This is a genomic window from Candidatus Bathyarchaeota archaeon (genome assembly GCA_026014725.1).
Classification (GTDB): domain Archaea; phylum Thermoproteota; class Bathyarchaeia; order Bathyarchaeales; family Bathycorpusculaceae; genus Bathycorpusculum.
In genome coordinates this window covers 280,532-299,839 of the sequence record JAOZHV010000059.1, presented here as the reverse complement: position 1 = coordinate 299,839, position 19,308 = coordinate 280,532, and the positions used below count along the sequence as shown (strand labels likewise).

At 45.2% G+C, this 19,308-nt stretch carries 24 protein-coding genes; 12 read left to right on the top strand and 12 right to left on the bottom strand.

Annotation, left to right across the window (positions count from 1 at the left end; translation table 11 throughout):
- The first annotated feature begins 4 nt into the window (after positions 1 to 4).
- A complete protein-coding gene (locus tag NWE95_13425; GenBank protein MCW4004901.1) occupies positions 5 to 619 on the top strand; it encodes a nitroreductase family protein in 615 nt (204 codons plus the stop codon).
- Here NWE95_13425 and NWE95_13420 read toward each other — a convergent pair.
- The 3 genes from NWE95_13420 to NWE95_13410 are packed head-to-tail and all read right to left on the bottom strand — an operon-like array spanning position 616 to position 2,256.
- Entirely contained in the window at positions 616 to 960 is a 345-nt protein-coding gene (locus NWE95_13420) for a cupin domain-containing protein (GenBank protein MCW4004900.1), read from the bottom strand. The two genes, NWE95_13425 and NWE95_13420, sit on opposite strands and share 4 nt — an antisense overlap.
- A gap of 31 nt (positions 961 to 991) precedes the next feature.
- The gene (locus NWE95_13415) at positions 992 to 1,804 is read right to left on the bottom strand and encodes a mechanosensitive ion channel family protein (GenBank protein ID MCW4004899.1); all 813 of its coding nucleotides are present in this window, start codon (positions 1,802 to 1,804) and stop codon (positions 992 to 994) included.
- Between the two features lie 56 nt (positions 1,805 to 1,860).
- Positions 1,861 to 2,256, bottom strand: a complete 396-nt coding sequence (locus NWE95_13410; protein MCW4004898.1) for a methionine-R-sulfoxide reductase — start codon at positions 2,254 to 2,256, stop codon at positions 1,861 to 1,863.
- A 117-nt stretch (positions 2,257 to 2,373) separates the two neighbouring features.
- Here NWE95_13410 and NWE95_13405 point away from each other — a divergent pair, with 117 nt between their 5' ends.
- Positions 2,374 to 2,655 carry a hypothetical protein gene (locus tag NWE95_13405; protein ID MCW4004897.1) on the top strand — a complete coding sequence of 94 codons (282 nt, stop codon included), beginning with the start codon at positions 2,374 to 2,376 and terminating at the stop codon, positions 2,653 to 2,655.
- Here NWE95_13405 and NWE95_13400 read toward each other — a convergent pair whose 3' ends face one another.
- Positions 2,656 to 2,883: a hypothetical protein gene (locus NWE95_13400; protein ID MCW4004896.1), complete on the bottom strand. Its 228-nt coding sequence runs from the start codon at positions 2,881 to 2,883 to the stop codon at positions 2,656 to 2,658.
- A 170-nt stretch (positions 2,884 to 3,053) separates the two neighbouring features.
- On the opposite strand from NWE95_13400, the gene NWE95_13395 reads away from it, so the two are divergent.
- Entirely contained in the window at positions 3,054 to 3,347 is a 294-nt protein-coding gene (locus NWE95_13395) for a hypothetical protein (protein MCW4004895.1), read from the top strand.
- A gap of 66 nt (positions 3,348 to 3,413) precedes the next feature.
- Complete coding sequence (locus NWE95_13390) at positions 3,414 to 3,869, top strand: hypothetical protein (GenBank protein MCW4004894.1); 456 nt, start codon at positions 3,414 to 3,416, stop codon at positions 3,867 to 3,869.
- 656 nt (positions 3,870 to 4,525) lie between these two features.
- Here NWE95_13390 and NWE95_13385 read toward each other — a convergent pair.
- From NWE95_13385 to NWE95_13375, 3 genes are all read right to left on the bottom strand, one after another.
- On the bottom strand, positions 4,526 to 5,236 hold the full coding sequence (locus NWE95_13385; protein ID MCW4004893.1) for a DNA alkylation repair protein: 711 nt from the start codon (positions 5,234 to 5,236) through the stop codon (positions 4,526 to 4,528).
- Positions 5,237 to 5,310: 74 nt separating this feature from the next.
- Positions 5,311 to 5,595: a hypothetical protein gene (locus NWE95_13380; GenBank protein ID MCW4004892.1), complete on the bottom strand. Its 285-nt coding sequence runs from the start codon at positions 5,593 to 5,595 to the stop codon at positions 5,311 to 5,313.
- Positions 5,588 to 5,743 (bottom strand): ribbon-helix-helix domain-containing protein, encoded by a 156-nt coding sequence (locus NWE95_13375; GenBank protein ID MCW4004891.1) that lies wholly within the window; start codon positions 5,741 to 5,743, stop codon positions 5,588 to 5,590. Before NWE95_13375 ends, NWE95_13380 begins: the two co-directional genes overlap by 8 nt.
- Before the next feature lie 211 nt (positions 5,744 to 5,954).
- Here NWE95_13375 and NWE95_13370 point away from each other — a divergent pair, with 211 nt between their 5' ends.
- Positions 5,955 to 7,244, top strand: coding sequence for a tRNA (N(6)-L-threonylcarbamoyladenosine(37)-C(2))-methylthiotransferase (locus NWE95_13370; GenBank protein MCW4004890.1), 1,290 nt, complete (start codon positions 5,955 to 5,957; stop codon positions 7,242 to 7,244).
- Positions 7,245 to 7,630: 386 nt separating this feature from the next.
- On the opposite strand, the gene NWE95_13365 is transcribed toward NWE95_13370, so the two are convergent.
- Entirely contained in the window at positions 7,631 to 7,921 is a 291-nt protein-coding gene (locus NWE95_13365) for a hypothetical protein (protein MCW4004889.1), read from the bottom strand.
- 426 nt (positions 7,922 to 8,347) lie between these two features.
- On the opposite strand from NWE95_13365, the gene NWE95_13360 reads away from it, so the two are divergent.
- The 3 genes from NWE95_13360 (at position 8,348) to NWE95_13350 (ending at position 12,179) form a co-directional block, all read left to right on the top strand.
- A complete protein-coding gene (locus NWE95_13360; protein ID MCW4004888.1) occupies positions 8,348 to 11,221 on the top strand; it encodes a DEAD/DEAH box helicase in 2,874 nt (957 codons plus the stop codon).
- Positions 11,222 to 11,333: 112 nt separating this feature from the next.
- Complete coding sequence (locus NWE95_13355) at positions 11,334 to 11,660, top strand: hypothetical protein (GenBank protein ID MCW4004887.1); 327 nt, start codon at positions 11,334 to 11,336, stop codon at positions 11,658 to 11,660.
- A 42-nt stretch (positions 11,661 to 11,702) separates the two neighbouring features.
- On the top strand, positions 11,703 to 12,179 hold the full coding sequence (locus NWE95_13350) for a class I SAM-dependent methyltransferase (protein ID MCW4004886.1): 477 nt from the start codon (positions 11,703 to 11,705) through the stop codon (positions 12,177 to 12,179).
- Positions 12,180 to 12,300: 121 nt separating this feature from the next.
- Here NWE95_13350 and NWE95_13345 read toward each other — a convergent pair whose 3' ends face one another.
- On the bottom strand, positions 12,301 to 13,473 hold the full coding sequence (locus NWE95_13345; protein MCW4004885.1) for a radical SAM protein: 1,173 nt from the start codon (positions 13,471 to 13,473) through the stop codon (positions 12,301 to 12,303).
- Positions 13,474 to 13,496: 23 nt separating this feature from the next.
- Complete coding sequence (locus NWE95_13340) at positions 13,497 to 14,435, bottom strand: LamG domain-containing protein (protein ID MCW4004884.1); 939 nt, start codon at positions 14,433 to 14,435, stop codon at positions 13,497 to 13,499.
- 148 nt (positions 14,436 to 14,583) lie between these two features.
- Between NWE95_13340 and NWE95_13335 the strand changes: the two genes are divergently transcribed.
- Complete coding sequence (locus NWE95_13335; protein MCW4004883.1) at positions 14,584 to 15,300, top strand: NERD domain-containing protein; 717 nt, start codon at positions 14,584 to 14,586, stop codon at positions 15,298 to 15,300.
- Here the strand turns inward: NWE95_13335 and NWE95_13330 are convergent.
- Positions 15,281 to 15,997, bottom strand: coding sequence for a hypothetical protein (locus NWE95_13330; protein MCW4004882.1), 717 nt, complete (start codon positions 15,995 to 15,997; stop codon positions 15,281 to 15,283). The two genes, NWE95_13335 and NWE95_13330, sit on opposite strands and share 20 nt — an antisense overlap.
- Positions 15,998 to 16,081: 84 nt before the next feature.
- Between NWE95_13330 and NWE95_13325 the strand changes: the two genes are divergently transcribed.
- From NWE95_13325 to NWE95_13315, 3 genes are all read left to right on the top strand, one after another.
- The gene (locus NWE95_13325; protein MCW4004881.1) at positions 16,082 to 16,780 is read left to right on the top strand and encodes a TIGR00266 family protein; all 699 of its coding nucleotides are present in this window, start codon (positions 16,082 to 16,084) and stop codon (positions 16,778 to 16,780) included.
- A gap of 49 nt (positions 16,781 to 16,829) precedes the next feature.
- Positions 16,830 to 17,201, top strand: a complete 372-nt coding sequence (locus tag NWE95_13320) for a DUF5518 domain-containing protein (GenBank protein MCW4004880.1) — start codon at positions 16,830 to 16,832, stop codon at positions 17,199 to 17,201.
- Positions 17,202 to 17,334: 133 nt separating this feature from the next.
- Positions 17,335 to 17,703 (top strand): DUF5518 domain-containing protein, encoded by a 369-nt coding sequence (locus NWE95_13315; GenBank protein ID MCW4004879.1) that lies wholly within the window; start codon positions 17,335 to 17,337, stop codon positions 17,701 to 17,703.
- A gap of 11 nt (positions 17,704 to 17,714) precedes the next feature.
- Here NWE95_13315 and NWE95_13310 read toward each other — a convergent pair whose 3' ends face one another.
- Positions 17,715 to 19,259, bottom strand: coding sequence for an AMP phosphorylase (locus NWE95_13310; protein MCW4004878.1), 1,545 nt, complete (start codon positions 19,257 to 19,259; stop codon positions 17,715 to 17,717).
- Between the last annotated feature and the right edge of the window lie 49 nt (positions 19,260 to 19,308).

Below are 19,308 nucleotides of genomic sequence, written 5' to 3'. Positions count from 1 at the left end.
TAATATGCCAGACTTGTTTGATGCCCTAAAACAGCGGCGAAGCATCAGAAAATACCTGACACGCGCGGTTCCACGCGAAGTGGTTTTGGAGGTTTTAGAAGCGGCTGGCTGGGCGCCGTCGGCGCATAACTCTCAACCATGGCGGTTCATCATCATAGAAAATGCCGCAGTTAAGCGTGAGTTAGCCGAGAAGATGGCTCAAGCGTGGGCAGATGACTTGGCACGGGATGGCATAACAACCGAAGAAACCAAACGTGTTGAGCGGAGAGAACGGTTCGCAAACGCTCCTGCGCTCATTCTTGCCTGCGTTACCATGGAGGGCATGCACAATTTTCCTGATGAAAAACGGCAAAACTGCGAACATGATTTGGCTGTTGAAAGTTTGGCTGCAGCTATGCAGAACTTGCTTTTGGCGGCGCATGCTAAAGGACTGGGTGCTTGCTGGTTCTGTGCCCCGAGTTTTTGCAAAGAAATCGTTAGGGAAGTTTTGAAAATTCCTGAGGCGGTGGAGCCCCAATCGTTGGTCGTGATGGGTTATCCTGCAGAGGCACCGCCTGTTCCAACAAGAAAGGCGATTAGTGAATATTGTTTTGTGGATGAGTGGGAAAAGGAGTTTTAGGATTTTATCATAACGAGCAACATTTTGAATTTTGTTTTTGCTGTTAAGGCATGGGGTTTGTTGGCTGGCATGATGGTCATTTCGCCCTCCTTTAGTTGGACAGGTTTGCCTGCTATGGTTACTTGGACCTCGCCTTCGATGTTGTAGACCATGGCGTCATAGGGTGCGGTGTGTTCGCTTAAGCCTTCGTTTTGGTCAAACGCAAAAACGGTTACGGTTCCAGCGGGTTTGTCTATGATTGTTCGGCTTACCACTGCACCTTCTTGGTATTCGATTAAGTCTGAGAGTTTTGAGGCTTTGGCTTTAAGCTGAGTGGACTTATTTTCGCTATTGTTAATCATAAGCAATCACACCGTAACTTGGGCGGTGCCGCTAATTATCTTTTAGTATAAGTGTTCTCTCAGCGTCCCAGTGTTCGAATATTTCTTGAGCCATCTTTGGTCGAAGGTCAAAAACTTCTTTTGGATCAGTGACGTAGAGGTAAATTGTGTAGACTCTCTCGGTAGCGGTTGAGCGTGTTAGTGTGAAGCTTGGTTTTCTGGGGAGTTGTTTGGTGTATTTTTCGAAGACTTGGTTGAATATTTCTGTTATTTTTTTGCTTGGAACAGTGTGATCAAAGCCTGCTTCGAAGGTGTAGCAGTACAGTTTCGTGTGGTTGGTGCATTCGTAGAGGTAGTTGGTTATTTCTCGGTCCAAAATCTGCAGGTTGCTTATTGAAACTGTGTTGTTGTTTATTGTTAGGATTTTTGTGTAGTTTATGGATAGTTCTGAAACTATGCCTTCCACTGTGCCTATGCGCACGTAATCCCCGACTTTGAAGGGTTTTGCTGCTATGAGGAAGATGCCTGCGATGATGTTGCCGATGGTTTTTTGAGATGCGAATCCTACTGCTGCCGCGCCGATAGCTGAGATTGAGACAATCCATGTTGAGTTCACGCCGCTTATGCTGCTTATCAAGCCTACAGCAACTATTAACACTAAAATTCGAAATGTTAGTGCGAGGTTGTTTGCTACGTTTGGTTCAAGTTTTGTGCGTTTGGCAAAGCGTGATAAATATCGGGTTACGAGTCTTTCAAGGGTTATGGCTATGACGGCAATGATGATTATGTTAAATAATATTTCGAAAGGTACGCCAAAGAAACTTGCTGGTGGCTGAGGTGTTGCTGTGGGTTCAGGGGTGGACATTCTGCTTTTTCACTTGCATGTGCATCTGTCACTAACCTATGTATAACTCTTTCGCGCTAAGGGGCAGTCCTATTTTTGTCGGGGATAAAATCCATTGAAATTGAGTTCACGCAGTGCCGAGTGTTCTTCTCAGTAAAACGCTCTCCAACGAAAACATGGCCCAAGTGGGCACCACAGTTGGCGCATTGGATTTCCGTGCGCGCGCCATCAGGGTCAGGGAGGCGTTTTACTGCGCCGGGGATTTCGTCGTCGAAGCTTGGCCAGCCGCAGTTGGATTCAAATTTGCTCTCTGAACGGTACAGTTTTGCTCCGCAACGCTTGCAGACGTAGGTGCCTTTTTCCCAGAAAGCGTAGTATTTGCCTGTGAAGGGCATTTCTGTGCCTTTGTTTATTATGACTTGTTCTTCCTCAGGAGTGAGTTGTCTGTATTTGTCTTGTTGAGAAACCGTCATAATTACCAAAGTATTATGGGTCTTGCAAGATAAAAAAGTGTTCTGCTCGCTGGGGCTGTGGCTTGCAAAACAAGAGATATTAAGAACGGCTTGTTTACTTAATGGTGAGGTTTTTGTTTGGTTGAAATAACAAGGTTGTTTTGGAAGAAGGCCATTACTTCGGATGCTGTTGTGCTTGGTGAGATTCAGAGTGCGGAGGTAAACATGGATACTTGGCAAGTGACCAACTTCTTTGTGGCCCTCGGTGATGAAGCAACAAAGGCGTTGGGGTTTAAGCACCCTTATCTTGGTAAAGTAATAGTTTGTTTGCCTGTTTCTGAAGTTAAAACAATTGGGGACACAGCGATATTAAACAAAACTGTGAGTGAATTGCTAAATCTAAGAGAATGCAAAGAATAACTATTGTTTGCCTACACTGAAGTCAACCGTTCGGCTTTTGCTGCGTTTTTCAATGTAAAGCGAGAAAATGGTGCCACCCATCATCACCAAAGCAACTATTAAGCCAGCTATAAGAAACGGTGATGGAAGCGCCGTGTCCTCAACGGTAGAAATTAAAACTAGACAAGCTGCCGCTACCAAGACGAGAACGACTAGCAGGACTATTATTCTCTTTATAGGCTTCACCATTTTTTACTGCGTTGTGTTCTTTTTAAAAGCGTTCTTGTCAGGGTTTCTTGACTAAACTCTTGATTTTTTAGTCAAACTTTCTTGACTAACCACGAACACAGTGCAGTTCAAATAATCGAACGTCAAACGAAAGCTCCAGCTCCAAAGTAACCTCCGCACGCTTGATCATATTGAGCACTTTAGCATCTGGAATATCCGAATCGCTAACAAGCTCAGACACCAGTTCGTTTGGGCTATTTAGTGCAGGAAAACCAGATGCCGTCTCAGTTACTATTTATAGAATTGGCTACATAACGATAGCAGACGATTCAGTCACCATCTTTGAAGACCCATCAACCAGTGCTCCGAAAGACATGACACAACTTGCCAATTATGAAAGCGGTTTTCTCTACAACGACCTCATACCCTCAGACCAACTGCAACAAGAAAAGTTGTTCCACCCTATTGCTCATCAATATGACTGACCCTGAGCACCTACCACCCCTTTTTTATTTGTGGGGTTCCACTGTAATAAGAGGAAGTAAGTAACAATGACTCAAACTTCAACCAAGAGAAAGAACACTTTAATCATTTCAGTAGTGGTCATAACACTTATAGTTTCATCTATTGTAATGGTAACACTATTTTTTCTTAACGACTCCAACCAAAAAGACAATGTTATAGTGTCAGGCAAAGTTGTCAGCACGGGTGTTTTTACTATGTTTCCAACGAGTCTGCAGACACTAGAGTTCACTGACACTCAAACAGGAACTAAGACCTCTTATAACTTCCAGTTTCCTCCGCAAAGCCCTAACAGCTCTGGGAATTATTCAGTCACCTTGAAAAACGGACACACCTACAGTGTAACCCTAGGTTATTACTTGATCGTTTCGATCCATGGCAATATGACTTCAGGCACGACTCTATATACAGAAAACTTTGGAACCTTCACAGTTCATGCGCCCGAAGGAAAAACATCAGTCTCCCAAAGATTTCCTATCAAATAGTTAGGCTTGATATATCATCGGTCATGATAACATCTTAAAAAAGATAGTTAAAAATTTTAAACGCTTTTTTTCTTTTACTTATAAAATTCTGTCGAGTTTTCGGTCATGAAATCGGTTCTCAAGCGTTAACGACTAATTTCACATGTTTTAGTTACTGCCCCATTAACGGTTGCGCCTGTTTCAGTCAGACCACCAACAACCCCGCCATACTCGCTTACATTCGGCGTTACGCCACTAGCTCAAATCGAATTCTAAGATGCGAAATTGGTCGTGGTAAAAGCTGCCAAGGCTACGTTCGATAGCCCCTTGATGGTCGCAGTAACCGCACAGCTACCGCACCCAACCTGCTTTATCAGTAGATCAAAAAAAGCCGCTCTGCTTTAGTACAATCCGCCACAACCAGCCAGCAACCCGAAACAGACGCCAAAACAAAAACAAGCCGCACTGCCAACCTCCCAAGAAGATGATGAACAAGGGCAAGCGTTTCTTCTTCTACTACTAGAAAAAACAAAAACCAACCAAAAATTTTAATCCACTGAATAGGGGGATGGGGGTAGCTGAAGAGCAACAGCTTTTTCAGCACAGTGCCTGTTTAGGATAAATAAGGGGCTATAGAAAAGAATCACAACTAGAGCTTAGCGTTTTTTGTTTTGTCACTAATCTTTCTTCATTGCTTCTGCCTTGAGTTCTTTCGGCATCAACTCAATCGCATAACGCAACGCTGTTCTAGGCATTACTTTTCGGTGTTTAACCACGTAATCAAACACTTCACGTTGGTGCTTGCGGCTTTCCTCTTTGAGTAGCCATCCATAACCCTTCTGCACCATATCATCCGCATCCAAAAGCAATATGTCGCAGATTTCCAAAGCTTCTCTCAGAAAAAGCCCCTTCTTCGCTGGAATAATGAGCGAAACAGCCGCAGCACGTTTCAGCCAACGGTTCTGGCTCTTAGCCCAACCCACAAGTTCCACAACTGTTTCAGGATATTTTTGGATTAAGTTGCCGACAGTGTGGTTGCATAAGCTGTCGCACTTTGCCCAATTGTTAATGTACTTCTCAATCCAACGCTTAAATGTCGCCAAATCCGCTGGTGCAAGCTTGTCGACATATTGTGGTAACCAAGCCGAAACAATGAACGCTTCCTCAGTGTAATCAGAACGCAACAACTCTTCACAAAGACCAAAAAGTTCAGGCTTACCTAACACCTTGACAGAAGGCCAATGTTTTTTAGCAATCTTTGCAACAGTTGGAGTCTTAACGCCATAGAACTTGATTTGCTCTTTAAAGAAGTGCTGAGCGCTCTGTCTTGTTTTCTCATCTGTGTTCGCTTTCAAATCAGCCCTAATCTGCTCTAAAATGCTGTTCATGATAGCGCAATCGTGCTTTTGAGAATAATAGCCTTTCTAAAAAACAAACACAAAAAAAGAGAAAAAGAAGACGCTTAGTAGTCTTCCATTTGGTAGAGACCAAAATCGATGTTGAGCGGCTTTTCTGGCACACACTCTTCTTCAAGGTCGTAGAGTTGGCTTGTGGCTTTTTCCAACCCGCTTTTCTTCGCGGTCACTTTCGCCTTAACCATCCTTACCTTTACTTTTCCTTTAGGTTTGCGGACAATTCGTGGACCAGCAATGACCACGCTGTTATCAATGATTTCTGGCGCAACCTCAACCTTAGCATCCTCAATCGACAAACTACACTTCAACTCATCATGTACATGCTTAGTCAACGCCTTTTCGCCTCCAAACTTCAGCACTAATCAAATCACGGATTGCGACACGGATGGCTTCCGCACGATTCGGATAGAACCGCTCGTCAACCAACTGGTCCAAAGCTTTTATATACGTTTCAGGCAGATACAGAGTTATTAGCTTCATCGGGCTATCTCTCCCTTGTTAGATGACTACACAACAATGATTGAACGTTATACTTCTATATATTATGCATTAAATATGTACATAACATATTCGTGTATTTATTTAAAAGCATTTAATTTGTTATGTTGCATGTTCCTGTTTAAATCCCATATATGAACCTCTACGTTTTTATCTGTAATTGCAACATCTACCATACAAGTGAACAATAAGCTTGCAGGTTCTAGTTAAAAACTTTGGTTGCTCCGCAAACACTGCAGATGGCGAGGTCTTAGCTGGTTGCTTAGCCCAAGCAGGGTTCCAGTTGGCAGATAGCGAAGCTGACGCTGACGTACTAATCTACAATACCTGCGCCGTAAAGGGGCCAACTGAGAACCGCATAATCGACGCGTTAAAGCATGCGCCAAAGGACAAGAAAATTATCGTTGCCGGTTGCTTGCCGAAGATTAGTTTTGAGCGTTTGTGCCGCGAAGTGCGTTTCGACGGCGTGGTGGGTCCAGCATTCGGCAAGCGGATTGTGGATGTGGTTTTGCGTGTTATGGCTGGCGAAACAGTGGTGGAGACCGAAGCAGTTGCGGAGATGCCGCAACTTAGTCTTCCAAGGCAACGCACAAACCCAGTCGTCAGCATTGTCCCGATTAATTATGGTTGTTTGGGCAGTTGCGCTTACTGCTGCGTGATTTTTGCGCGTGGACACCTGCAAAGCTACAGTATAGATGAGATTTCCAAGCATGTGCAGAGTGATTATGCGGCTGGTGCAAGAGAGTTTTGGGTAACCTCACAAGACACAGCTTGCTACGGAAGAGACCTGGGCACAAACCTTGCGGAACTCTTAGAGGCTCTGGCTGGTTTGGAGGGTGACTTTCGCATCCGAGTTGGCATGATGACACCGAACTGGGTCTTTGACATACAAAACCGCCTGATTGATGCTTTTCGCAGTGAGAAGGTTTTCAAATTTTTGCATTTGCCTGTGCAAAGCGGTGACGACGAAGTTTTGCGTGGCATGCGCAGATTCTACACAGCTAAACAATTCAAAGACATCGTACATGCGTTTCGGGCTGTGTTCCCTGATTTAACGTTGGCGACTGATGTTATTGTTGGGTTCCCAGGTGAGAGCGTTTTGGCGTTTGAGAATACGCTTGAACTTTTAGAAGAGGTTAAGCCTGATGTGGTTAATGTGTCAAAGTTTTTTGCTCGACCCAAAACAGCGGCGTGGGGCATGCAGGATGGCTTAGTCGAGAAGGAAGAGATTAAGCGGCGAAGCGCTGTTGCGTCGACGTTGGCGAAGCGTCTTGTGGCTGAGCGGAATCAGCGTTGGGTTGGCTGGTGTGGTGAGGTTTTGGTGGATGAGCGTGGTAAGTTTGAGGGGTCTTGGGTTGGACGCAACTTCGCCTACAAGCCAGTTGCCATTCAAAGCGAAAAGAATATTCTTGGCAAGAGTGTGCTGGTTCGCGTGGTTGAAGCTTGCGGGACCTATCTTAAAGGCGAAGCATTGGAAAGATAGCTGCAGTTTTTTTATACCCCCTTATTTATACTATAAATAAGAGAGGTTTTGTTTGTTTTGCAGGTAGATCCTATCCCCCTATTTAAAGCGCTGATTTTTCATCATGCTTTTGGCGTTGAAAAGCGGTAATTTCACCTACCCCTATAGGTTTCTGCATAGAATTTCTAATAGCATCCAAATATGCTCCTAATAGACGCCAAATAGACGGTAAGCTACGCAAAATTGCGTACATCTACTTGCCAATGAGGTCGGCGTGCCAACAAGGCTTTTGCTCCTTCATAAAAAACCAAAACAACTCAACAAACACACTACTGTCTAATACAAAAACTAAACAGTTCACCAACTCACATCTAATAAACAAACCCCGCAAACAAAACAAGCCAGTTCTAAAGCTCTATTTCCTTAGCATCTTCTTTGATTGCTTTCCTCAATAGAATCCTGTATCTTATCGATTCCTTAGAGTTGCCGATTACTGTGTCTCTATCAAAAATTTTTAGCTTTTCCTTTCCATCCCTTCTATATACAACGTACAAACACATGCTCTTGTTTTTTAGGAATTTATCAAACTCATTATGGGTCAGGAAAATAAAGCTGTAATTTTCCAAGTCTCTTTTCTTAACTTCAATGAGTTGGTCACCGCACTTTATGTCACAGCCTGACTTGCGTACTCTACTCATATTTATTGGGGTTTTCCTTGCTTCTTTAGATATTTCATGACCAACTCTACTTCATGTTCGCCTGTCATGCTTTCCCTTCCTTGGTCATATTTGGAATAATTATCTCTTGTTTTGTATTATTATGTTCTTTTTTTTATCGACTTTGGTTATATCATCTATATCTCTAAATGCGCTGATTATGTAGCCTTTTAGACCTGTTTTCAAGTCTCCAGTGAAATCCATACCAGATTTTTGATAAGGAAAGCTTGAAGATGGATTCATAAAAAACGAAAAGAAGCGGTTTAAACATTGTTAAGTCAAGTGGAGTCCCGGTTAGGCGTGCATTGTGTATTCCGTCTAAAACATCAGCAATCTGCATTATTGTCGCCTAACATTTTTTATACCACGAACAAAGCATTCTATTATCTCGAAGGTTACTCCTTATTGATGGCAGATTCTGAGTCCGCTTTTGAGTTGCTCGTAAAGCCAGTGCGAAGGCTCGTTGAACAAAAAGGATTCACAAAACCAACTGAACCCCAACAGATGGTTATCCCAAAAATTCTCGACGGCAAAAACGTCCTCTTGATTTCACCGACCGCCACAGGCAAAACTGAAGCCGCGTTCCTGCCAGTTCTCAGTATGCTCCTGCAACAGCCCAAGACTCCTGGAATAAAAGTGCTCTACATTACGCCGCTTCGGGCGCTAAACCGTGATTTGCTTGAGCGGATGCAGTGGTGGTGCAACAACCTAGACATAAAACTCGCTGTGAGGCACGGAGATACAGAAACCAAAGAGCGCACACGCCAATCTCACAGTCCACCCGACATTTTAATAACAACTCCTGAAACGTTGCAAGCTATTTTGTCGGGATGGCTACTGCGCCAGCATTTGCAGAGTCTCCGCTGGGTAATCATCGATGAGGTGCATGAGTTAGCTGATAGCAAGCGTGGAAGCCAACTGTCTTTGGCGCTGGAACGTGTGAGAGGCTTAATCGGTAAAGAGTTCCAGATGATTGGGTTGTCGGCTACGATTGGGTCTCCAGAGAAGGTTGCCCAGTTCCTTGTCGGCGATAACCGCCCCGTTGAAATCGTGCGGGTTCCCGTTGCCAAAATGGTGAAGTTGCAGGTGCTTTATCCTAAACCAACCGAAGAAGACGTTCGCTTCGCCTCCAAAATTTACACTCACCCCGAAGTAGCGGCAAGGCTACGCATTATCCGCGATTACATGAGCAAACGCAAATCCGTCCTACTGTTTACTAACACACGCTCGGTCTCCGAGGTTTTGGCTTCGCGTTTCAAAGTTTGGGATGTCGATTTCCCAGTTTCCATTCATCACGGCTCGCTGGCCAAGCCTTCGCGAATTGCGGCGGAAACAGGGCTCAAACGCGGTGCTCTCAAAGGCTTAATTGCCACAAGCAGCCTTGAACTCGGCATCGATGTGGGACACATCGACCTTGTCATCCAGTACATGAGTCCACGGCAAGTTACAAGATTGATTCAGCGTGTCGGTAGGGCAGGACACACTTACGGCAACGTGTCTGAAGGCATAATCATCGGCATGGACTCTGATGACACACTTGAAGCGCTGGCAATTGCTCGGCGAGCTTTAGCAGAACAACTTGAACCTGTATCGGTTCCAGACAAACCCTATGACGTTTTAACTCACCAAATCGCAGGCTTGCTTTTGAAAAACAGACGCTTGACATTTGAGGAAATACGTGACCTTATGAAAAGCGCAGCCCCGTTTGAGAATGTAACCTTGAGCGATGTGGAAAAAGTGCTCAAATACATGCACTCACGTTTTCCACGTTTAGCTTGGACTTCCTTCGAGGACAAAGTTGTGCTTAAGCCTCAGCGGACAAAAGCGTTGTTTGAGTACTATTTTGATAATCTCTCAATGATTCCTGAAGAAAAACAGTTTCTAGTCATTGACGAATCATCCGATTCTTCAATCGGCGTGTTGGATGAAGCGTTCATGGCAGAGTACGGCAAACCCGGCACCAAATTCATCATCCGCGGCAGTCCGTGGCAAATAATGCACGCAACCGAAGACAAAGTTTACGTTCGCCCCGTTGATGACCCCACTGGTTCAATTCCAAGCTGGATTGGCGAGGAGATTCCTGTTCCGTATGAGATAGCGCAGGAAGTAGCGGAGATTCGAGGGTTTGCTGAAGAACAAAACCAGCGTGGAGCCACTGCCGAACAGATTAGCACTATGCTTTCTGAACGTTACCCCGCTGACGCGGAAACGATTAGGAATGCGTTGGCTGAGACACTGGAGCAGATGCACAGCGGCTTTCCTGTCCCAACACCAAGCCGAATTGTAGTTGAAGAGTGGGGCGAATTCGTGATTGTGCACTCAAACTTTGGTTCGCTCACCAATCGAGCTTTTGCGCAGTTGCTTGGGCAGGTGCTCTCTGACAAGCTTGGACGCGGCATAGTTGTGCAGCATGACCCTTACCGAGTTTTCGTGCAAACTATGGGCGCCATGAGCGCCGAGCGGCTGGTTGAGGTGCTAAACGAAATGAAAGGCATGAGTGAGCAAACCATACGAGATACGTTGGTGTTGTCTACGGTGAAGACGGGGTTGTTTAAGCGCCGAGTCATCCAAGTGGCTCGCAGGTTTGGGGCACTCAAGAAGTGGGCTGACTTTAGCAACGTTAGCCTGCAGAAGCTTATTTCTAGTTTTGAGGGCACACCGATTTATGATGAGGGGCTCAAGGAGGTTTTCTCTAAAGACCTTGATGCTGACGGGTTGGTTTTTGTGCTTGGACGGTTGCGTGACGGTTTAGTTCGGTTGCAGGTGGTTGACACTGGTGGCAATGCGACTCCTGTTGCCCGTGTTGGCATCGAGCGGGTTAGTATGAAGACTGATTTGATTCCGCCTGAAAAGATGCGTGCGGTGCTGGTTGAGTCTGCCAAGGCGCGTTTGCTCAATGAGACAGGCAACTTTGTGTGTACTCAGTGTTGGGACTGGATGGAAATGATACGCATCAAAGACCTGCCTGATAAGCCCAAATGCCCGCGATGCGGCTCCTTTGCGATTGGCATGCTAAAGGTTGAGGAGGAGAAGGCTTTACCGCTAGTTGAAAAGAAAGGTGAACACCTCGCTAAGGGCGAAGAGAAGATGCAAGTTAATGCCAAGCAGACTGCGAAGTTGATTGAAAAGTATGGTAAAGTGGCTACGGTTGCGTTGAGTGCACGGCGAGTTTCAGTTTCTGATGTCGCAAGCATTCTGGAGAAGGAAAACGCGCTCTCAGATAGCTTTTTTGAGTTGATTTTGGAAGCAGAGCGCAAGGCGCTAAGCAAACGGTTTAGGTAATTATTGCTTTTCGTCTTGACGGTTTAAGATATGTTAGGTTTAACAGCATCTTTTTAAGTGTAAAACAGCTTATTGGTGCTGTCTGCTTGTTATGCCATAGGAGAGGTTGAATGTGGAAATAAGCCGAAAGAATCTGCGAAAAGAAGTTCTTGAGCGAATCAAATACGTCAAAACTTGCGTTATGGCGCGGGAGCTGTGTTTGCTTGTGCGTACGAATCGGGCAGTTTTAGAGCCCAAAGATGTGCAGGAGATTTGCCAGTACATTTCCAAGTTATGCAAAGAAGAAGGCTGCAATGAACCAAGCGAGTTGTGCATGAAGGCGGCTACTGCTGTTGGTTCGCGTGATGAAGCAAAGTATTTGGAGTTGTGTGCGCAGAGTTGTGTTAAATGCGGTGAGGCAAGGAGACCTTTGCCCAAGAAGGATGCTTACGTGACGTAATAGAGTATGAGTTAAATCTCTGTTTAGGAAGATGTATCTTGTATGTTTATCGCGCCGTTTGTTCCAAGTCCGCCTGTTGTTGTAGAGTACATGCTTAAGCTGGCGGGGTTGAAAGCTGGCGAAGTTCTTTTTGATATGGGTGCGGGCGATGGTAGAACGGTGATTATGGCAGCTAAGAGTTTTGGCGCGCGTGGAGTTGGGGTTGAGTTACGTGAGGATTTGGCAAAGAAAGCAATGGTTGCTATTCATGAGAATGGTCTTGAGGACCGCGTGACCATTGTGAATGGTGACATGTTTAATGTAAATTTGTCGGCGGCTGATGTTGTCTACTTATACTTGACGACGAGCGCGAATGAGAAGATTAAGCCTAAGCTTGAAAAGGATTTGCGAAAGGGTGCGCGGGTTGTTTCGCATGATTACGAGATTATTGGCTGGCGTCCTGAGAAGGTTGAGAATTTCTGTGAAAATCCACAGCTGGGTTATCCGTCACACACCATTTACTTGTATCGAAAAGTTTGAAATAAAAAGCGTTTGATTTTTTAACATGCTTTTGGGTTGAAAAAGCGGCAATAGCACCTACCCCCTATAGGTTCTAACATAGAACCACTAATAGGCGGCAAATATGCTTCTAAATCTAGCGCTACCCAACGCACCATCCGAAGCGTTTCACGTCAACTGGCGAAACCTTCTCCTGTATCATCAGTTCCTTCAGGCACACAGGGTCAGTTTCCAAATAGTCGCCTGTGCAGGCGTAGGCTCTGCCTCTGCATCCGCCGCATGTTTCTCGGTACTGGCAGACTCCGCATTCTCCCTTTAGCGTTTGTCGCTGGCGAAGTGTGTTTAGGATTTTTGAGTTGCGCCAAATCTCGGTTAAGCTTTGCTCTCGGATGTTTCCAGCTTTAATTGGTAAAAAGGTGCAGGGGTAAACGTCTCCGTTTGGTCGTAAGCTAAAGTAGAAGATCCCTGCGTGGCAACCGACGTTGTTGTGTATCCAGAACTCCTTGATTAGAAGGTCTTTGGGTTTGGTGCCGTGAGAGTTATGCATTTCCATGGCGATTTCAGGATAGAGCGGTAGTCCGCCTGACATTGCAAAAACCATTTCTGTGGTTTCTTGCATTCCCTGTAGCCACCGAATCAGACTGACTCGTTGCTCTTGACTCATGGCTTGGTCCATTACGTCTTTGCCTCTGCCGACTGGAACTAAATCGTAAACCGCGACTTCATCAACTCCCAAGTTTGATAGGAATTCTATGCGTTTTGGGATGTCGTTGAATGTGTCTTTGAGCGCCATGGTGGTTACGACTACTTCTAAGTCTATGTCTAAGCAGGTTTGGATGGCGGAGACAGCTTCTTTGAAGGTGCCTGGGCGGTTTCTTAAACAGTCATGTTTTTCAGGAATGATAGAGTCAATGGGTATGCCTACTGCTTTGATGCCTGCATCTTTCAGTTGTAAGGCAGTTTCAGGCGATATTAGCAGTCCGTTTGAAAGCATGGCGGTTATGATGCCATAGTCCTCACAGTACTGGGCAAGCTGCAGCACAAAGTCCTTTCTTAGCAGGGGTTCGCCGCCGCTGAAAATCACTGCTTCAGTGCCCAGGTTTGCCATTTCGTCAATCGCGTGCATAGCTTCTTTTAAGTTAAGTTCGTCTGGCATGGCTTCTCTGGCTGAGACGTGGCAGTGAAGGCATTGTAGGTTGCAGGCTCGTGTTACGGCAAAAGAAACGATGAGGGGCGTATTGGTTTCTCCTTTTAGTCCCTGCCCTAAGAGTTTTTGGCGAAGCATTAACTCAAGCAATTTCAGCGTGGTGCCCAAACTTTTACGCTCCTTAGGCGGAGTTACATTTTAGGTCGAATAATCCACAGTTGAATGGCTCTGCGCAAAAGCCAAGCCACAGCAAAAATGACCGCGACGGCTATTATTGCAATCAACATGTTAGGACCTATGTCAAAGGCATCTTCGCTAATTTCTGGTGGAGTTAAATCCGTGATGCGAACTTCGTCTATGGTTGCTAGCCCGTCATGTCCAAAGTAGTACTCGGTGCCATTAACAATATTGCCATTTGGATTTTGGACACCGCGAATCACGTTAACGCTTTGTTCATGCCCATCAATGTAGAGGTGCATCCCTGTGGAAGTCCTAGTAAACTTAACGTTGATCCATTGGTTTAGCGGAATGGGTTGTGTTGTCACAATTTCATTAAAGCCATCACTGTCCGTTAACACAAAACCGCTTAATGCACCTTCGACGACGCCGTTTTCAAGTTCACCTGCTCTTATTGATAACCCAAGTACTCTAATGGTGTTCTGCCACGCGCAGGCTTGGTCTGGATGGTCACATTTAACAACGATGTTGTTGTAAGTTGCTTGCGTGAATTCTGAAACTTTAATCCAAGCTTCAACAGCAATGTATTTTTGCACGTCAAGGTTGGGTGAGATTGGCATATAGATTGGTTGCGGCGTAGGTGGAAAGCCAATAACAAATTTGATTGGAACATAAACGAAACCTTCACCGTTAAACTTCATAGCCTTGTCAAATTTTCCTTCCACCAGCGTCGGCTCAGGGTCGCCTGCTACGATGCCAGCGTTCACGCTTACCGCATCAGGGGTTATGGTGTTGTAACCGCTTGGTTTCACTTCGTCTAAGGACCAGTATCCAACTGTAACCCCTGAACTCTGAGCATTTACCGTTATCAAAAAGGGTACGCTTAACAAGCTTGCGATGAGCACGCTTATCATAGCTATTTTGAACTTTGTGGAGTATTGCTTAGCGGACATTTTTTTTTCACTAAGCAGAAAAGTACAGAGAGTTACTATTAGCTCTTTTCCGAGAACAGCCTGTTCCGCTAAAAGAACAATGCGATTATGTTTTAAACGCTGTTTGAATGCCATAAAATAATATTAGTTTCAGGCTCTATGACTGTGTATGCGTCGGCTAAAAGCTTCAAGCAGTCACCTCAAGAACCAGACTATAAAAAACCTTGCCAAAGCAGCCCTTTGCATTCTATTGATGTTCTTAATTTTCTTCGTTGTGGCATACAGAGTCCTCTCTACATGGCAGGTGACCTCCCTTGAGTATATCGCCCTAATCTTTTCGCTTGCGCCGCTGATTGCCTTCTATTATTACCTGCGCAAGTACCACATCTACAGTGGTGGATGGCAAGGTGAAAAACAAGTAATCAAACTACTCAACAACAAACTAAACAACGATTATTACCTCATAAATGCTCTTTCTCTTCGTAATGGCGGTGGAGACATCGACCATATTGTCCTCGGTCCAAACGGCGTGTTTGTTTTGGAGACAAAGAATTGGAGCGGAAACATTACCTGTAACGGAGATGAGTGGCAACGGGATAACAAACGCCATGTTGACTCAAGTCCAAGTCGCCAGCTAAAGAGAAACATTGCGCGAATCAAGCAAGTAATCGACAGTTCACCAAATCTAAGGCAGTTCGGTATCTGGGTAGAAGGCATAGTAGTCTTCACAAACAAGCATGCTGTACTTCACATAAACAATCCTACAGTTCCAATCCTAAAGCTGCCTCAACTTGCCAACTACATAGCTGCACACAAAAATTCTAGCGGTTACTCGCGTCAACAATTAGAGGCAATCGGGAAAGAAATCATAAAAGCACAGCATTAACAGGTTCCCGTGTTGGCGACGGTGTAATTTTTAGCCAAGCCTTCCGTTTAACTAAAGCGAAAGATGTGAAGCTAGTTATGAAAAGCGATACAATCAAAATGGAGTTAGGCACGACACGCCCACCATACTGCAATGTACATAAGAGAGCGGAAATCCCACAGTAGAATGTGACAACACCTGTAAGCAATTGCAACGCATGTATGGCTCTTCTTACCTTATACGCTTTTGACTTAAACCAGTTCAAGCCAGCTTCAATTCTCTTCGAAACATCAGGAAGATCATCTATGAATAAGGTTAAACCAGCCAAAATAAACACTCTTCCAGCGTTGATTTCTATGCTGCTGTCATCTACAAAGAAAATATTGTGCAGTGGAACAGATGCGAAAGCAACAATAAGTAATGATGAACCAACTAGCAGGAAAGCACCATAGACGTAATGATGAAACAAGAATCTTCCTGTATGCAAAACGCGACCAATACTTGCACTAGGAAAAATATTGATTAACGCCGCTACGATTACCAGCCAAAAAAGATTACCATCGATAAGGTATGGTGCAAAAGGTTTCCAATTCGGCATGGAACGATAAAAGCCCAACAGAATCCCTGCAACGCAACCTAAGGTAATCAGAGCGTTGAATATCAAAGTTAGACTAAATGTTTTCTTCAGGATTACTTTAGCGGAACTAGTAACTGTCAAGCCCTCAGAGCAGCCCTTGTTTAAATTTTTATAAGCTCAATTGCGTAATCATGTTTTTATAAGTAACGCAAGAAAGGGAAAAAAATGAAGTTCGAAATTAAATATAAACCCTCATACTCCATGCTAGTAGCCACCTTAGACCAAGGCGAAACCATCACCGCCGAATCAGGCGCCCTCACATACATGACACCAAACATTGAAGTGCACACCCGAAAACGAGAAAAAAGTCTGCTAGGAAGCTTAGGCTTAAGCATCATAGGCGGACAATCTTTTTGGGTAAACGACTACACCGCCAACAACGGAACCGGCGAAGCAGCATTTGTTGCTGCTCCCGTCGGAGACATAAAACAACTTGATGTTGCACCTAACAGCGGTTATGTAATTCAAAAATCCGCCTACATAGCCTCCACACAAGGCATAGACTTGGATGTGAAATGGGAAGGCTTCACAAAAGGACTCTTTGGACAAGGCTTATTCATGATTAAAGCAACAGGAAGCGGGCAGATGTTTATCAACACATTCGGCGCAATAGACGTGCACACATTACAATCAGGACAAACGCTCATAGTTGACAACTTCCACCTCGTTGGGTTCAGCCAATCCTGCAGCTACAAAGTCACACGATTCGGCGGCTTAAAAGAAACCTTGCTCAGCGGCGAAGGCTTAGTCACGCAAATTACAGGTCCAGGCGATGTTTACATTCAAACCAAGAACCTGCGAGAATTCACCGAGTGGCTTTGGACCCTGCTTGAACCAAAAGTACGCTCGTCAAGGGCTCGCTAAAGAACAACCTTTATCTTCCTTTTTTTAGTTTCAACCGCTTGGGTTAACAATGTTTAGCAGAATTGGCTTAGGCATCTTGGCAGGTTCCGCGATAACAGTAACACTTGGCGTGATTTACCCAGGCATAGGCTACATTCTGGGCGGTTTCGTCGGCGGTGTAGTAGCTGGACTTTTGGCAAGAGGCATTATCGGCGGGGCAATCGCTGGATGCGTGTCGGGCATATTCAGTGCGATAGTCTTGGCAATCCTGTCATTTTTGGGCTTTGCAGTTTATGGCGGCATAACCCATGGCTTTTTAGGTTTGTTGTTCGGCGGTGCAGCCGGACTGGCAGTTGGAATAATGGTCTTACTGTTAGGGATTCTTGTCACGGTGATTTCAGCCATAGGCGGCTTAATAGGCGGAGTTGCAACGAGAAGATAAGCAGTTTTCCGTTTCCAAAGCATTGTGATTGCGTAACTACACCAACAAACCATTATTTAAACAACCCATGTATTGTTTAGTGTTTATTTTTTGCATTCACTGAGAAATTACTTGTAAAGGTGGTGAATAAAAGTTGGGAAGCATATGGTTGGGCGCTTTTGTAGGCTTTTTGGTAACATTGCTCCTTGGTTTTTTCTTTCCAGGACTGGGGCATTTAATCGGTGGATTCATCGGCGGACTTGTTGCTGGACTCATCGCGACAGGTATCGGTAGAGGAGCACTGGCTGGTTTTTTAGCAGGCATCTTCGGCGGCATCATAATAGCTATACTAGCATTTGTAGGTCTAGCAGTAATGGGCGGAATCGCAGAGGGCATTGCGGGCGCTTTGTTCGGCGGCTTAGCTGGTTTGGCAGTTGGCGTTATAGCGATTCTATTTGCGGTATTCGCAGGAATCGTTTCAGCAATCGGAGGCTTGATTGGTGGAGCAATCAGACATCACTAAACCAATTGCTTTCATCGGTCAAGCATGAAAGTTTTTTCACGGGTTGTTTTTTCAGGTATCTGGTCTAGAATCATTTTTTCCTCAGGCTTTTTGCTCAGCACAATAGGTGACAACCGTTTAGCCAACTCCAAAGCAGAAGACAACTTGCTACTTCGTTCCGCAAAAATTTCAAACAAGACGCCGTCTTTACGTACACTATCCGCTAACTTGGCATGTAAAACCACGCCTGCGCCTTTTTCCTTTGGTGCTCCTGCCTCACGAGCGATGCGCACAATATCTTCAGTGCTAAGCCACAGGACCTTGCCAGCTTTATCCGAACGCACAACAGCAGATTCGGAACCAACAGGCAAATCTTCAGGTTTAACCCTTGGGTTTCCACCCTGAGCCGCGATGATTTCTCGCAGTTTCTTTTCAGCTTTGCCAGAATCAACCATTTCCTCAGCCACAACTCGGCTGTTCTCAACCCCAACCATCTCAAAAAGCATCCCAGCAAGGCTCACGGCTTTCTCCCGCAAGTCAGGTGGACCACGCCCCATAAGAGTCATCAACGCTTCTTTGGCTTCCAGCGCTGGTCCAATGGTGCATCCTAACGGTTGGTCACCAAAAGTCAGGGCGCACTGAATATTTAAGCCTAAACGTTTACCTAAATCCACAAAATCAGAAGCCAAAACGTACGCTTCTGTCCGTGTCTTAATTTTTGCGCCCATCCCTGTTGGAATGTCAACAGCAACGTGGGTGGCGCCGATGGCTTTCTTCTTGCTCAGAATAGAAGGCAACAACATCGGGTCAATCCCCAACGGATACTCTACTTGAATGAACAGGTCGTCGGCTGGTGCAAGCTCAAGAGAGCCACCCCAAACAAGGCACCCATTAGTTTTTTCTACAACATTTTGAATTTCGTGAATAGAAAGGTTGACTGGGCAGAGGGTTTCTACTCTGTCAGCAGTTCCAGCTGGAGACGTGATTGCCCGCGAGGAGGTTTTGGGTATGGTGAATCCTGCAGCTGCTACTATGGGCACGACCAGCATGCTGGTTTTGTCGCCTGGGATGCCGCCGACACTGTGCTTGTCTAGAATTGGTCCCTTGCCAAAATGAAGCGTTTTCCCTGTTGCAACCATAGCTCTTGATAAAGCTTCGTTCTCAGCTGTGCTTAATCCGTGGATGCTGAGGGCTGTGAGGAACGCGGCGATTTCAACCGTGCTCAAATGCCGCTCAACAACGTCCTTTACAATGTTCATAATGTCCTTTTCACGAAGGCGCTCCCCATGAAGTTTGGCACGCACACTAAAAAGTGACTCTGGAAGCGAAGCTAAATGAACTTGGACAATCTCGTCACCCTTAACTTGCAGTGCTGCTTCGGTTTCCTCGAAGAGTCCGATGCGGTCATTTGGAAAGTGCTCTGCAATGTTTGCTATTGCAATCAGTTCTTTTTTGCCATACGTAATTTTTATTCTGTCAGAACTGTGCACGCCTAACTGGCTGGCGGTTTCTTCGCTTAAGAGGGCAATTCGGTTTCCGCCTGTGGTGATGTTTAAGAGTTCAACTTTTAGCTCCACTGCAAAGCCACCGATACTATTTGATTGCTGTGGCTATAGTTAAAGATTT

What these genes read in the sequence shown, in the direction of transcription:
- NWE95_13360 (MCW4004888.1), top strand. Translation starts at nt 8,348, where the DNA reads ATGGCAGATTCTGAGTCCGCTTTTGAGTTGCTCGTAAAGCCAGTGCGA.
- NWE95_13420 (MCW4004900.1), bottom strand. Translation starts at nt 960, where the DNA reads ATGATTAACAATAGCGAAAATAAGTCCACTCAGCTTAAAGCCAAAGCC.
- NWE95_13400 (MCW4004896.1), bottom strand. Translation starts at nt 2,883, where the DNA reads ATGGTGAAGCCTATAAAGAGAATAATAGTCCTGCTAGTCGTTCTCGTC.
- NWE95_13365 (MCW4004889.1), bottom strand. Translation starts at nt 7,921, where the DNA reads ATGAGTAGAGTACGCAAGTCAGGCTGTGACATAAAGTGCGGTGACCAA.
- NWE95_13415 (MCW4004899.1), bottom strand. Translation starts at nt 1,804, where the DNA reads ATGTCCACCCCTGAACCCACAGCAACACCTCAGCCACCAGCAAGTTTC.
- NWE95_13340 (MCW4004884.1), bottom strand. Translation starts at nt 14,435, where the DNA reads ATGTCCGCTAAGCAATACTCCACAAAGTTCAAAATAGCTATGATAAGC.
- NWE95_13410 (MCW4004898.1), bottom strand. Translation starts at nt 2,256, where the DNA reads ATGACGGTTTCTCAACAAGACAAATACAGACAACTCACTCCTGAGGAA.
- NWE95_13385 (MCW4004893.1), bottom strand. Translation starts at nt 5,236, where the DNA reads ATGAACAGCATTTTAGAGCAGATTAGGGCTGATTTGAAAGCGAACACA.
- NWE95_13335 (MCW4004883.1), top strand. Translation starts at nt 14,584, where the DNA reads ATGCGTCGGCTAAAAGCTTCAAGCAGTCACCTCAAGAACCAGACTATA.
- NWE95_13325 (MCW4004881.1), top strand. Translation starts at nt 16,082, where the DNA reads ATGAAGTTCGAAATTAAATATAAACCCTCATACTCCATGCTAGTAGCC.
- NWE95_13350 (MCW4004886.1), top strand. Translation starts at nt 11,703, where the DNA reads ATGTTTATCGCGCCGTTTGTTCCAAGTCCGCCTGTTGTTGTAGAGTAC.
- NWE95_13320 (MCW4004880.1), top strand. Translation starts at nt 16,830, where the DNA reads ATGTTTAGCAGAATTGGCTTAGGCATCTTGGCAGGTTCCGCGATAACA.
- NWE95_13390 (MCW4004894.1), top strand. Translation starts at nt 3,414, where the DNA reads ATGACTCAAACTTCAACCAAGAGAAAGAACACTTTAATCATTTCAGTA.
- NWE95_13375 (MCW4004891.1), bottom strand. Translation starts at nt 5,743, where the DNA reads ATGAAGCTAATAACTCTGTATCTGCCTGAAACGTATATAAAAGCTTTG.
- NWE95_13425 (MCW4004901.1), top strand. Translation starts at nt 5, where the DNA reads ATGCCAGACTTGTTTGATGCCCTAAAACAGCGGCGAAGCATCAGAAAA.